The sequence below is a fragment of the Rhizobium lentis genome (assembly GCF_017352135.1).
GTDB classification, from domain to species: domain Bacteria; phylum Pseudomonadota; class Alphaproteobacteria; order Rhizobiales; family Rhizobiaceae; genus Rhizobium; species Rhizobium lentis.
On sequence record NZ_CP071454.1, the window covers coordinates 2,181,137 to 2,194,583 of the forward strand.

At 63.9% G+C, this 13,447-nt stretch carries 13 protein-coding genes; 3 read left to right on the forward strand and 10 right to left on the reverse strand.

Features of this window, described 5'->3' with window-relative positions; genetic code table 11:
- Positions 1 to 76 precede the first annotated feature (76 nt).
- Genes J0663_RS10485 through J0663_RS10495 form a run of 3 tightly spaced genes read left to right on the forward strand, consistent with a single transcriptional unit; the run spans position 77 to position 2,640 of the window.
- On the forward strand, positions 77 to 982 hold the full coding sequence (locus J0663_RS10485; protein ID WP_207244313.1) for a LysR family transcriptional regulator: 906 nt from the start codon (positions 77 to 79) through the stop codon (positions 980 to 982).
- A gap of 30 nt (positions 983 to 1,012) precedes the next feature.
- Entirely contained in the window at positions 1,013 to 2,257 is a 1,245-nt protein-coding gene (locus J0663_RS10490) for an MFS transporter (RefSeq protein ID WP_207244476.1), read from the forward strand.
- Positions 2,254 to 2,640: a VOC family protein gene (locus tag J0663_RS10495; protein ID WP_207244314.1), complete on the forward strand. Its 387-nt coding sequence runs from the start codon at positions 2,254 to 2,256 to the stop codon at positions 2,638 to 2,640. The genes J0663_RS10490 and J0663_RS10495 overlap by 4 nt, the downstream gene beginning before the upstream one ends.
- Positions 2,641 to 2,663: 23 nt before the next feature.
- Here the strand turns inward: J0663_RS10495 and J0663_RS10500 are convergent, their stop codons facing one another.
- From J0663_RS10500 to ubiE, 10 genes are all read right to left on the reverse strand, one after another.
- Positions 2,664 to 3,056 carry a type II toxin-antitoxin system VapC family toxin gene (locus tag J0663_RS10500; protein ID WP_207244315.1) on the reverse strand — a complete coding sequence of 131 codons (393 nt, stop codon included), beginning with the start codon at positions 3,054 to 3,056 and terminating at the stop codon, positions 2,664 to 2,666.
- Entirely contained in the window at positions 3,053 to 3,295 is a 243-nt protein-coding gene (locus J0663_RS10505) for an antitoxin (protein WP_207244316.1), read from the reverse strand. The genes J0663_RS10500 and J0663_RS10505 overlap by 4 nt, the downstream gene beginning before the upstream one ends.
- Before the next feature lie 53 nt (positions 3,296 to 3,348).
- Entirely contained in the window at positions 3,349 to 5,010 is a 1,662-nt protein-coding gene (locus tag J0663_RS10510; RefSeq protein WP_207244317.1) for a thiourocanate hydratase, read from the reverse strand.
- A 105-nt stretch (positions 5,011 to 5,115) separates the two neighbouring features.
- Entirely contained in the window at positions 5,116 to 5,445 is a 330-nt protein-coding gene (locus J0663_RS10515; RefSeq protein WP_207244318.1) for a TfoX/Sxy family protein, read from the reverse strand.
- A 3-nt stretch (positions 5,446 to 5,448) separates the two neighbouring features.
- The gene (locus J0663_RS10520) at positions 5,449 to 6,546 is read right to left on the reverse strand and encodes a thiohydantoin desulfurase (RefSeq protein ID WP_207244319.1); all 1,098 of its coding nucleotides are present in this window, start codon (positions 6,544 to 6,546) and stop codon (positions 5,449 to 5,451) included.
- A complete protein-coding gene (locus J0663_RS10525) occupies positions 6,527 to 7,807 on the reverse strand; it encodes a Zn-dependent hydrolase (RefSeq protein ID WP_207244320.1) in 1,281 nt (426 codons plus the stop codon). The genes J0663_RS10520 and J0663_RS10525 overlap by 20 nt, the downstream gene beginning before the upstream one ends.
- The gene (locus J0663_RS10530; protein WP_207244321.1) at positions 7,804 to 9,183 is read right to left on the reverse strand and encodes a dihydroorotase; all 1,380 of its coding nucleotides are present in this window, start codon (positions 9,181 to 9,183) and stop codon (positions 7,804 to 7,806) included. The genes J0663_RS10525 and J0663_RS10530 overlap by 4 nt, the downstream gene beginning before the upstream one ends.
- A 109-nt stretch (positions 9,184 to 9,292) precedes the next feature.
- Positions 9,293 to 10,870 (reverse strand): aromatic amino acid lyase, encoded by a 1,578-nt coding sequence (locus J0663_RS10535; protein ID WP_207244322.1) that lies wholly within the window; start codon positions 10,868 to 10,870, stop codon positions 9,293 to 9,295.
- An 89-nt stretch (positions 10,871 to 10,959) separates the two neighbouring features.
- Positions 10,960 to 12,534 carry a 2-polyprenylphenol 6-hydroxylase gene (ubiB, locus tag J0663_RS10540; RefSeq protein ID WP_207244323.1) on the reverse strand — a complete coding sequence of 525 codons (1,575 nt, stop codon included), beginning with the start codon at positions 12,532 to 12,534 and terminating at the stop codon, positions 10,960 to 10,962.
- A gap of 71 nt (positions 12,535 to 12,605) precedes the next feature.
- On the reverse strand, positions 12,606 to 13,382 hold the full coding sequence (ubiE, locus tag J0663_RS10545) for a bifunctional demethylmenaquinone methyltransferase/2-methoxy-6-polyprenyl-1,4-benzoquinol methylase UbiE (protein ID WP_207244324.1): 777 nt from the start codon (positions 13,380 to 13,382) through the stop codon (positions 12,606 to 12,608).
- Positions 13,383 to 13,447 lie beyond the last annotated feature (65 nt).

Genomic DNA, 13,447 nt, shown 5'->3' on the forward strand with positions numbered 1-13,447 from the left:
TGAATGGAAGATGGCATTTTCCTTTCGTTCGGATTAGTCTCCAGATCGTGGAACTGTAATTCGGAAACGCCGAACGATGATCAGGATCGAAGGCATTGCGGCATTCGTCACCGTGGTGGAGGCAGGCTCTGTCAGCGAGGCGGCACGCCGGTTGCGGCTGTCCAAATCCGTCGTCAGCGAAAGGCTGGCGGAACTGGAGAAATCGCTGGGCGGCATTTTGCTGCACCGAACGACGCGCAAGCTTACCCTGACGGAGGATGGCACGGCGTTTCTCGAACGCGCCGCGCGCATCCTGCGCGAAGTCGACGAGGCCGCCGCCGACATGGCCGAGCGGCGCGGAACGCTCTCCGGGCCGATCCGCATCGCCGCCCCCGTCACCTTTGGCCGCATGCATCTGGGGCCCGCGCTTTATCCGTTCCTTGCCGAACATCCCGAGATCGAACTGACGCTCGATATCGACGATCGGCGGGTCGATGCCGCTTCGGAGGGCTATGATGCCATCATCCGCAATGGGCCGATCGCCGATAACAGGCTGGTCGCCTGGAAGCTCACCCGAAGCCGCCGCCTGCTCTGCGCCTCGCCGGATTATCTCGCACGGGAGGGAACGCCCTCGTCGCTCGCCGAGCTGAATCTTCACCGCGGCATCTTTTACACCAATCGCGGCGTTGCCGACTGGCGCTTCCAGACACCGGAGGGCGCGGTCGTCGTGCGTGCGAAGCGCGCGCTCGGCATCAACAATGGCGACATGCTCCGCGACGCCGCGATGGCCGGCCTCGGCATCGCGCTGCTGCCGGCCTTCATCGCCGGTCCGGCGGTCCGCGAGGGCCGCCTTGCCGAAATCGATGTCGGTCATAGACCCGAATCCGAATTCATCTATATGGCCCATCCGGAGGGGCGAAATCCCTCCGCCAAGCTGCGTGCCATTGCCGATCACCTGAAGAAGAGCTTCGGCGATCCGCCCTATTGGGATCCGGCGGGTTGACGCATGAACTCAGATGGCAAGGATGAAGAGATGCCGCCGGCGCAGGACGTGAAGACTTCAAAGGCTGCGATCCCGGGGCAGAAGGACTACCTCAGACGCGGCACCGGCGCTTATCGCCGTGCCAGCTTCGCGCTGTTCCTCTCCGGCTTTTCCACCTTCTCGCTGCTTTATTGCGTGCAGCCGCTGCTGCCGGTCTTCTCGCGGGAATTCTCCGTCAGCCCGGCCGAAAGCTCGCTTTCACTCTCGCTCTCCACCGGTTTCCTGGCGATTGCCATCGTCTGCGCCGCCGCCGTCTCGGAAGGTCTTGGCCGCCGCAGTCTGATGTCGATATCGCTGGTCGGTGCGGCTGTACTGACAATCGCCACGGCTTTCGCCCCGAACTGGCACTTGCTGCTCGTGATCCGCGCCCTGCAGGGTCTCGTTCTCGGCGGCGTGCCTGCTGTCGCCATGGCCTATCTTGCCGAGGAAGTCGATCCGCGCGGCCTCGGCGCCACCATGGGCCTCTATGTCGGCGGCACGGCGTTCGGCGGTATGTCCGGACGCGTGCTCACCGGCATCTTCGCCGAATATTTCAGCTGGCGCCCGGCGCTCTTCCTCATTGGCGCCATCGGCCTTGCTGCCGCGATCGGCTTCATCGCCCTGCTGCCGCCGTCAAGGAATTTCCTCCGCCGGCCCGGCCTCGACCCGCGTTTTCACGCGAGGGCCTGGCTCGGCCATCTTCGAAATCCGGCGCTGCCCTTCATTTTCGCCATCGCGTTCCTGGCGATGGGCTCCTTCGTGACGATCTACAATTATGCCGGTTTCCGCCTCGTGGCGCCTCCCTACGGCCTCAACCAGACGGAGCTCGGCCTGATCTTCACCGTCTATCTCTTCGGTATCGGCGCCGCCTCGATCGGCGGCCTGCTGGGAGACCGGATTGGACACTTTCCAGTGCTGCTCTTTGGCCTGGCGCTGACCGCCGCCGGCAGCGCGCTCACGCTCTTTGCCCCGCTGCCGTCGATCATTCTCGGTATCACAGTGCTGACGACCGGCTTCTTCATGAGCCATTCCATCGCGAGCGGCCTCGTCGGCAAGCTTGCCCTTGGCAATAAGGGACATGCCTCATCCATCTACATGCTGGCCTATTACGTCGGCTCCAGCCTCATCGGTTCGGCCGGCGGCTGGTTCTTCGCAGTGGAGGGCTGGACCGCCGTCGTTTTCTTCACGCTTGCCATGCTGGCGCTGGCCTTTATGTCAGCCTGTGTCGCCCAGCACTTTGCGAGGAGAAAACCATGATTCGCATTGACCATCTCGACCACCTCGTGCTGACCGTCGCCGATATTGCTGCCACCTGCGATTTTTATGCCCGTATCCTCGGCATGTCGGTCGAAACCTTCGCGGAAGGCCGCAAGGCGCTGAAATTCGGCCGGCAGAAAATCAACCTGCATCAGGTCCGCCGTGAATTCGAACCCAAGGCGCGACATCCGACACCAGGCTCCGGCGACCTCTGCTTCATCGCCGAGACACAACTCGCCGATGTCATCACCCATCTGCGGGCCTCAGGTGTTGCGATCGAAGAAGGCCCGGTCGAGCGCGCCGGTGCGACTGGACGGCTGCGCTCGGTCTATTTCAGGGACCCCGACGGCAACCTCCTCGAAGTCTCCAATCCGATCGCCTGACGCGCTGCCATGGCGGGCTGAAGCTAGCCTTCCCAATTCTCGGTCTGGAGGTCCGCCACGCGTTCAAACTCGCGGAGATTTCGGGTGATCAGGGTGAGGCCGCGCGCGGCGGCCTGCCCGGCAATCAGCACGTCATAGGGTCCGATCGGCGTTCCCGATGCCTGCAGCGCTGCGCGGATTTCCGCCGCTTTGCGCGCGTCGTCTCGGTCGAACTCCAGGATATCGAATTGCAACGCATCGATCCGCGCCAGATTCTCATCGCTCCGCAGGCTTTTGTAGGCGCCGTAGAAGAGTTTATGCGCGACGATTGCCGGGACGGCGAAATCTTGCGGCCTGTGTTTGCGCAGTTCGGCCAGGAGGCGCTCGTTGCCCTTCATCAGCGCTATAACGGCATTCGCATCGAGCAGATATTTCATTTGAAGAAGTCGAGTTCAGGCCGTTCCTGCCCGATAGGTTGCTCTTCCGTCGCTGTCGCAAAGTCGGGATCGACCGGACCGGTCACGTCGGCAAGCCAGTCCCAATCATCGGAACTCGGCTCGAGAATGATCGCGCGCCCCTGCCGTCGAATGGTGACGCTGTCCCCTTCGAAACGGAATTCCTTTGGCAGTCGGACGGCCTGGGAACGTCCCGACCAGAAGATCTTTGCTGTTTCCATGTCACAGCCCTCAATGAGATATGACAATGATATATAGCAATTCTAGATCTATTTCAACCAAGGCTGAGATAGGGCACCTCCTTCTTCGCCACCTCGTCCAGCGCCTCCTCGTAGCCCGCATCGGCGTACCGCATGACGCCGAGTGCGGTATCGTTGGTCAGCGCATGGTCGAGCCGTTCATCGGCGGCATCGGTGCCGTCGGCGACGACGGTGACGCCGCAGCTCGTCATATAGCCGGCATATCCGCCGCCGCCGGAATGGACGACGACGAGATCGGCCATCGACGAGCAGAGCATCATCGCATCGATCAGCGGCCAGTCGGCGATCGCGTCGGAGCCGTCCTTCATCCGCTCGGTCATGATATTGGGATGCGCCATGGCGCCGGCATCGAGATGGTCGCGGGAGAAGGCGACCGGGCCTTTGATGTCGCCGCTTGCCACGAGAGCGTTGACACGCCGTGCGAGCGCGGTGCGTTCGCCGTGGCCGAGCCAGGCGATGCGCGCCGGCAACCCCTCGAAGGGCACGTGCTCGCGTGCCAGCCGGATCCAGTTGGTGATGATCTTGTTGTCGGGAAACATCTCGAGCAGCAGATCATCGATGCGGGCGATATCGCTCTCCTCGCCCGAGAGCGCCATCCAGCGGAACGGCCCGATTGCCCGGGCAAACAGCGGCCTGAGATAGGCTTCGGTGAAGATCGGGATGTCGAAGGCGTTGGCGACGCCGCCTTCGTGGGCCTGTGTGCGGATAAGGTTGCCATTATCGAAGACTTCAGAACCCTTTTTCTGGAACTCCAGCATCGCGCTCACATGCTCGACGATCGAGGCGCGGCTTGCCGCCATCAATTGCCCCTGGCCGTCATCACGCAAACCCTTGACCTGGTCGAGGCTCATACCCTTCGGCATATAGCCGTAGACGAGATCATGCGCCGAGGTCTGATCGGTGACGATGTCGGGTACAATGCCGCGGCCCGCGATCTCCGGATAGACCTCCGCCGCATTGCCGACCAGCCCGATGGACAGCGCCCGTTTGTCCTTCACCGCCGCATCGATCATTGCAAGGGCGGTATCGAGGTCGGGGGCGATCTCCTGGAGATAGCCGATCTGCTGGCGTTTGCGCGCCCGCTCGGGATCGATGTCGACGCAGAGGATCGCCGCCCCCGCCATGCGGCCGGCGAGCGGCTGGGCCCCGCCCATGCCGCCGAGACCGGCGGTCAGCACGAACCTGCCATGGAGATCGCCGCCGAAGCGCCGCTCGGCGATGCGCATGAAGATCTCGTAGGTTCCCTGGATGACGCCCTGGCTGCCGATATATTGCCAGGCGCCGGCCGTCAGCCCGCCCCAGCAGATCAGCCCCTTGCGCTGCAGCTCGTAGAACACTTCGGCCTTTGCCCATTGGCCGACGATGTTGCAGTTCGCCATGATGACGAGCGGCGCCTTGTCATGGGTTCGCACCAGTCCGATCGGCTTGCCGGACTGGATGAGCAGCGTCTGGTCCTCGTCCATCTCGGTCAGCGCCTTGACGATGCCCTTGTGCGCCGCCCAGTTGCGCGCCGCCTTGCCGAGAGCGGCATAGACGATCAGATTGTCGGGATCCTCACCGACCGAGAGCACGTTTTCCAAGAGCCGCAGCAGAGCCTCCTGCCGCCAGCCCTTGGCACGCAGCTCCGGTCCGCCGGGAATGGGAAATTTCGGATGGCGCGGATTGGCCTTGGGCATCGTAGTTTCCTCGCTTTGTTCTCTACTTTCCCTTCGCCCAGCGGGGGTCCAAAGGATGGGTCGAGACCTGTGGCTCGACCCCGGTCGGTAGATTTGCATCGTTCTTTATTTGCCCGGCAGTGATTCCACAAAGGTGAGCGCAGCATCGAGCAAACGCCGTCTCAGCGCATCGTCGCCGTAAACCTCGGCACTGGCCCGCACCCAGCCATGCATCACCCGCTCGCCCATCAGCATCTGGATCACCCCGGGCAGTGCCAGCGCCCAGTCGTCATTGCCCTTGCCGAGCCGGATCAGCATGCCGTCGCTGCGCGCGCCGCAGAGAAGGTTGCCGTTCAGCATGAAGGCCCGGCCGCCGAACATGGATTTTTCGGCAAGACCCGGCCGGTCGCCGAGTTCCTCGCGCAGCAGTTCTTCGAGGCCTGGATCGCGCGCCATGGCTCAGGCCTTCGCCGCCAGCGCATAACGCGCGATCTCGATCCCCATCGCCTGCTCGACGACGGGATAGACCGCCGGATCGAGCACGCTTGCCGAAAGCGGAATGATATCCATCGGCACATGCAGGACGAAGATCTGCATGCCGTCGCGAAGCTGGCCGACGCTGAGCGGTTCGCCCTCCTCAGAAAGCGTGGTGATGACGGCGGGGAAGGTTGCAAGCCGCCCGCCCCCCGCATCGTCGACGGCCATGTATTCGTTCATCACATGCAGCGTCACCGATGTCTCGCCCGAGCCGACGGTGATCGTGCCGATGTCGAAGGCCTCCTTGGTGTAGACGACATCCTTCCGAGCGATGACGCCTTCGGCGAGAATATGCCCGCCCGTCGTCTTGCAGATCGCATCGATCACGGCTGATCCGCCGCGCTTTTCCGCGGCGATGATCGCTTCCCCGAGTGCAAGCGCCATAGAGATGCCGCCGAGCGCCGCATGGCTGCGTACATAGGAGGCCCTCAGCGGATTGCGACAGCTGGCAATAAAGCCACCGGACTGATCGGCAGCAGCCCGCAGCACCGGCGAGATCTTCGCCGTCGCCCCCTTCACCACCAGTTCCATGTAACGGTCCTCAGCCCGATTGCCGCCGACCGCGGTCTGAATCATCGGCTCGGGCGACCCGGCCATGCCGATCGAGCCCATGTCGCCTGTCGGATGGGCGCGGATATCGCCGACGGCGTCGACCACCTTGGTGCCGAGGATCGCCGACGGCAGCCAGCCGTTCAGCGTCGAGGACTTGCCGTTCTGGCCGATGATCAGCCCCGAGAGCTTCTCGCCCAGCGCCTCCTGCAGCAACTGGACGGCCTTCACATAGTCGATGCCTTGCATCTCCCAGGGTGTGGTGGAGGCCGGCGCACCGATCGCGGCTGCCGTGGCGACCCAGTCATCATCCTTCAATTCGTCGATCGACACCAGTTCCGGCTTGCCGATGCTGACGGCGGCATAACCGAGCATCCGCCCGTGATCGGCCCAGCCGCCGCCGCCGGCGGCATAGACGGAGCCGCCCTTGACGGCCGCTTCCACGTCCTTTTCAACCAGTATGCGTCCCATTCGGCGTCTCCTCATTCGAGTTCTTGTCCATCTCGCGCACCGCTTCGAAAAGCGCGGCGGCGCCGAGTGCGATATCGTCATTCTCGGCCCATTCGTCGGGGCAATGGCTGCGGCCCTCCCGGCAAGGCACGAAGATCATCGCCGCCGGCGCCACCTTGGCGATCCAGGCCGTGTCGTGCCCCGCGCCGGAGGCCATGCGCCGATGTTTGGCGCCGACCCGGGTGCAGGCAGCCTCCAGCGTCGCAAGCAGCCCCGCATCGCCCGGCGTCGGCAGATTGTCGGAAACCCGGTTCGGCGCCTTGATCGTCACGCCATAGGCGCCCGCCAGCTTTCCGACATGCCCGTCGAGCCAGCGGCAGAAGGCTTCCATGTCGGCGCGGATTTCCGCGCGTCCGTCGATCAGCAGCACCACTTTCGACGGCACGACATTGGCGGCGTTCGGCTCGATCCGGAACTCTCCGACCGTCGCCGCGAAGTGGCCCGGCATTTTGGCAAGCTCGGCGGCAGCATTGCGGATGTCGAGCACCAGCTGCGCGGCCGCCACCAGCGCATCGGCCCGCCGGTCCATCGGCGTCGTGCCAGCATGGTCGGCCCGCCCCTCGATGGTGATCTCCAAGCGGGTGATGCCGGAGATCGCGGTAACGATGCCGATATCCTCCTTTTCGGCTTCGAGCACCGGGCCTTGTTCGATATGGAGCTCGAGAAAGCCTGCTATATAAGGCCGGTTCTGCTGCATCAGCACATCGGGTCTGCCGCCAAGCTCAGCGATGCTCTCGGCCAGGTCGCGCCCGTCGCTGGCGCGCGAAAGCCAGGCCTCCGGCAATTGGCCGGTCATGCCGCGGCTGCCGACGCAGGAGACGCCGAAGATGCTGACCTCCTCGGCAAGGAAATCGACGATTTCGAGATCGTGGTCGAGCTCGATAGCTTGGTCGCTGAGTGCGCGCGCCACTTCCAGCGCCGAGATCACCCCGGCGATGCCATCGAAGCGGCCGCCATCTGGAACCGTGTCGGAATGCGAACCGACCATGATCGTGCCGAGCCAGGGTTTGCGGCCCGTGCGCCGGCCGATCAGATTGCCGGCGGGATCGATGCGCGTTTCCAGTCCCGCCGCCTTCATCCGCGCCTCGATATAGGCCCGGCCTTTGAGAAAGAGCGGCGTAAAGGCCCGCCGCGTCCAGGGACGTCCCGGCTCGGTGATTTCGGCCAGCGCCGTGATATCTTCAGCGATGCGGCCGGCATTGACGGGAAGATTGCGGCTCATGCGGAGGCTCCCGCAACGACCTGGCGTGGCAGCGGTCGGACGAACCGGCCGGTGCCGGGCGCGGCCAGCATCCTGCCGCCCTCGGCGATTTTTTTGCCGCTGAGATAAGTGGCCGAGACGGTCCATGGCAGGCGGATGCCGTTATAGGGGCTCCAGCCGACGACATTGTTGCCGCTCGCCGACGCGTCGTAGACGCTGTCTCGCGGTTCGAGCACGGTGATATCGGCATCCTTGCCCGGGGTCAGCGCTCCCTTGATATGGTCGAGCCGGAAATGCCTGGCCGGATTTTCCGCCATCAGCCGCGCCGCCCAGGTCAAGGGAATGCCGCGTTCGAGCGCCCCTTTGACGAAAAGCGGCACCATCACCTCGAGGCCGGGAACGCCGGAGGCATTGGCGAGCATGTCGGGATTGGTCTTGCGGTTTTCCGACCAGCTGACGTGGTCGGTCGAGACCAGCCAGACATCGCCCTCGGCCACCTTGCGCCAGAGCTTTTCCACCTCGGCGCGCGGCCGGATGGGCGGATTGATCTTCGCCTTGCCGCCCAGGCGCTTCACGTCGTTTTCCTCGTCGAGCGTCAGGTAGTGGATGCAGCATTCGACGGTCGCCGCAAGACCGTCGCGGCGGTAGGCGCGGGCGATATCGTAGCCGCGCCCGAGCGAGCAGTGCACCACATGGGCGGGGCAGCCGGTATTGGCGCCGGTCTCGAAGATCGTATGCATCGCCAGAAGCTCGGTAATCGCAGGCCGCGACAGGCCATGCGCCCGCCAGTCGGTGATGCCGCTTGCCTTGACCTGCTCCATGTAGCTGCGCACCGCCTCGTCGTCTTCATTGTGCACGCCCGCCGTCAGCCCCGTCGGCGCGATTGCCGCAAAACAGGCGTCGAGCAGGGCGGGGGGAATGCGCGGAAATCGTTTGGGATCGGTGCCGAAGGTCGAAAACTTGAAGGCGGCGACGCCGGCCTCGACCATTTCGGGAATCCGCGCCGGACCTTCCTGCGGATCGACGGTGCCGTAAAGCGCGAAGTCGACGCGGGCCTGTGGGTTCGCATGCTCGATCTTCCGCTTCACCGCCGCCGCCGAACAGACGAGATTGCCCTCGTCGTAGGGCATGTCGACAATCGTGGTCACGCCGCCGGCCGCCGCCGAGCGCGTCGACCAGATAAAATCCTCCTGATCCTTCTGAGAGAGCGAATGCACCTGCGCGTCGATGGCGCCGGGAAGGATCAGCGCTTTGCCGAGCAGATGCCGTTCGCGCGCCGCCGGCGGGACGCCAAGGCCGACTTCGGCGATCCTGCCGGCGTTGACGGCGACATAGCCTTTTTCGAGAATGCGGTTCGGCATCACCACCGTGCCCTGCAGAACGAGATCAAAGTCCATGCCGCTTGCTCCCTAGACTGAAGTCAGGCCGTTGCCGGGTCTCGGACAGCATCATGTCCCCGACCGAATTAATGTAGGGCAGGATCCGGATTTTGGGCCTTGCCCGCGATCATCCTGCCCGGCTGGTCAGCCGTTCTTCGACGGGCTCTGGCGAGCCGAGTGCAAAGAAATCGTCGAACGAAGCGATCGGAACCTGCTCGGTCAGTTTGGCGAGAAAGTCATCCGATCCAAGCTCTTCCTCGATCGCCTCCACTTCAGCGGAAAGCGGCCGGTCGACTGTATAAAAGGCCGCATGTTTGCGCACGACCTCGTAGAGCATGCCGGCCACGCCTCTCGGTTCATCGCCGAGTATGTCGATCGCCTGGGCAGACAACAGCGCCTCGAGCGCCGCGAGGCGCTTCAGCGCCTGCATCTGCCGCTCGAAGCGTTCGATGACCAGCGGCAGGAAGGCGGCCTCGTCCTCCAGGCCGGCCGCGACGACCAGCGACTGCGCCGAAACGGGGCTGGACATCGACAAGACGCGCGAGAAGATCTCGCCGGCAAGCTTGATGATCGGCCCGAAGCCGGTGGCGATCCGTCCCGGCGGCACGAGGTTGACCGGCAGATCGCGTCGCTGGCCGTTACCGAGGATGACGCAGCGGTTGAAGGCGTTGCGCGCCGCATGCGCCATGCAGAGCGCGGCCGATTCGAGCAGGATCGTTACATCCAGCGGAAGCGAACCGCCTGATGTCATCACCCGGCCTTCGACGACGACGGGATTGTCGTCCGAGCGTCCGGTGGCGGCAAGGATCTTGTGACCGGTCGAAAGCAGGTTTTCGATGACGGCCCCGAACACCTGGGCGATCATGCGCAGGCTGAGCGGATCCTGCACATGCGTGGCCACTGGCCAGTTCCATTCGTCCGACGCGTTGCAGAGCCAGGCGCCGATCAGCGCCTCGCGCGCCGTGCCGACATGGCGGACCGCCTTCCAGGGATCGCGGGAGGCGCCGAGCGCGCCGGCCGCCATCATCCCGGTCGCGAGCAGGATGCGGATCGAGGCCGCCGCATTGCGCGTCGTTTCCGCCGCCGCTGCGAAGCTCACCGCATTGATGCTGAGCGAAGCGAGGCTGTCGCGCGGTGCCATCCGTACCGGTTCCAGTCCCGCTGCCCGGAAGGCGTCGGCCGCCTGCATCCGATTGCCGCGATAGACGGCTTCGCCGACGCCGGTCAGCACGGCGCCGATCTGCCCCATCAGGCCGATATCGGCACAGCCGATCGAGCCGGTGCGGCGCACGACCGGGATCAGATCGGCCTCGAGCATCCTGATATAGGCCTCGATCAGTTCCGACGTGCAGCCGACCTGGCCGGTCAGCGCCGTGTTGACGCGGATCGCCATGGCGTTGCGCACGACATTGCAGGAAAAGGGTGTTCCGGTGCCGAAGTGATGGGCGCGCACCAGGCCGAGATTGAAGGTATCGAGTTCGTCTGGCGACCACTCCACATCCTTCATGGCGCCCACACCCGTCGTCGATCCGTAAACGGGCATGCCCGAGGCAATTGCGTCCTCGACGATCTCGCGGGCAATCGCGATGCGGGCCATGCCGGTCGGGGAGGCCGAAATCCTCGCCTTGCCGGCACCAATCGTCACCATCTCGGCAAAACCGAGCGGTTGTCCGGAAAGTTCGATGCCGGGGCGTTCGTGCTGCATGTGCCTTATCTCCTAAACTGCGAGACTAAGCGAGCCCTCCCTCACATGGGATATCCCAAATGTCGAACACCGCATGTTTTCGGCAGGCGTCAACTCAGCATCCAGGCAATATAGAGAAGCGTCAATGCGATCACCCACAGCGCGATCCTGCCCGAGCGGCTGTGTCGCGCCTCGGCCTTGCCGATCGCCTCGGCCGTCTGATCGTCGAAACGCAGGCCGTGTTCGCTCATATGCAGCAGCTGGTGGTGAAATTTCTCGGTTTTCGCCGCGATGTCCGGCGCGGCTTCGGCGAGCTTGACCGCCGCCTTCAGCCCGTCCTTGAGGTCGGTGACGATCCGCTTCGGCCCGAGATTGGTGCGAATCCAGTCGCCGACGACAGGCTCGGAGGCCTTCCACATATTGAAGCGCGGGTTGAGCATGCGTGACACGCCTTCGACCACGACCATGGTCTTCTGCAGCATCACCAGCTCCGGCCGTGTCGCCATGTCGAAGAGTTCGGTCACTTCGAAAAGCAGCGTCAGCAGCTTGCCCATCGAGATCGTCTCGGCCGGCTGCCCGTGGATCGGCTCGCCGATCGCCCGGATCGCCTGGGCGAAGCTTTCGACATTGTGGTGGCCGGGCACATAGCCGGCCTCGAAATGCACCTCGGCGACGCGGATGTAATCGCGGGTGATGAAGCCATAGAGGATCTCGGCAAGGAACCGTCGTTCCTTCTTGCCGAGCCGCCCGACAATGCCCATGTCGACGGCGACGATCATGCCGTTCGAATCGACGAAGAGATTGCCCGGATGCATGTCGGCATGGAAGAAACCGTCGCGCAGCGTGTGGCGCAGGAAGGACTGGATCAGCGTATCGGCGAGCAGGTTGAGATCGTGGCCGGCCGCCCGCAGCCCCTCGACATCGGACATTCGCGTGCCGTCGATCCATTCCATGGTGATGACATCGCGGCCCGTGCGCTCCCAATCGACCTTCGGTACTCGAAAGCCGGGATCACTGTCGGTGTTTTCGGAAATCTCCGAAAGCGCCGCCGCCTCCAGGCGAAGATCCATCTCTACCTTCGTCGTCTGTTCCAGCGTCTTCGTCACCTCGACCGGCCGCAGCCGCCGGCTGGACGGCATGAAACGCTCTTGCATATGGGCGACGAGATACATCGCCTCGATATCATGGGCAAAACGCTGGCGCACGCCGGGTCGCACGATCTTGACGGCGACCTTCTTGCGCCCTTCTGGTGTATCGACCTCGGCCGGATGTACCTGGGCGATCGAGGCGGCCGCGATCGGCTCGCCGAAGCTCGCATAGAGTTCGCCGATCGGCCGGCCGAGCGATCCTTCGATATTGGCCTTGGCGGCAGCCGTGGGAAAGAAGGCCATCCGGTCCTGCAGCTGCGACAGGTCGTTGGCGAATTCGACGCCGACGACATCGGGACGAGTCGCCAGGAACTGGCCGATCTTCACATAGGAGGGACCGAGCCGCTCGACGGCCTGCGCCAGCCGGTCACTGCGCTTGATCGCCATGGCGCGGCTCCGCGCAAACAGGCCGACGAAGGATTTGGCGAGGCTGATCGACGGCGGCAGGCCTTCCGACGGCAGCGCCGATATCACCCCTTCGCGCACAAGAATCCAGCCGACCCTGATCAGGCGGAAATAGGCTCCGAATGTGCTCATGCAGGCTTGCCTGTTTGCAAAGGCGCGGCCGAACACAGGAACGAGAGGAAGCGTGTGGCCTGCAACATCCCTCAGAGCTTCCAGCCGGAATGGAGTGCGGCGATGCCGCCGGTATAATTGGTGTAGGTGACGCGCGAAAAACCGGCTTGGCGGATCATTGCCGCGAAATTCTCCTGGTTCGGGAATTTGCGGATCGATTCCACCAGATATTGATAGGGCTCGGCATCGCCGGTGATCGCCTTGCCGAATTGCGGAATGGCGTTGAACGACCAGGCGTCATAGATCTTGTCGAGAAGCGGCATGTCGACTTCGGAAAATTCGAGCACCAGCAGCCGTCCGCCGCGCTTCAGCACCCGATAGGCTTCAGACAGCGCCGCATCGATCCTTGGCACGTTGCGGATGCCGAAAGCGATCGTGTAGGCGTCGAAGCTCGCTGCCTCGAAGGGCAGTTCCTCGGCATTCGCCTCGACGAAGGTGAGATTGCCGGAAAGCTTCTTCTTTTCCGCCCGCTCGGCACCGACGCCGAGCATCGAGCCGTTGATGTCGAGCACGGTTGCATGCGCCTGCCGGCCCGAGGCCTCGACGATGCGGAAGGCAATGTCGCCGGTGCCGCCGGCCACGTCGAGCACCTTGTAGCCAGGCTCCTTGCGCGGGTTGAGCGCCGAGATCATCGCATCTTTCCAGACCCGGTGCATGCCGACCGACATGACATCGTTCATGATGTCGTAGCGCTTGGCGACCTTGTGGAATACCTGGTTGACCAGGCCCTGCTTCTCGCCGCCGGCGACCTCGCGGAAGCCGTAGGAGGTCTCCATGCCGCCATCGGCGGAAGTGCGGCTTTCTGACATCAGGCTGCTCCGTTCCTTGCAGATCGGCGCGGCGGCCATAGCGAAAGGCCGCGCGCGACGTTATC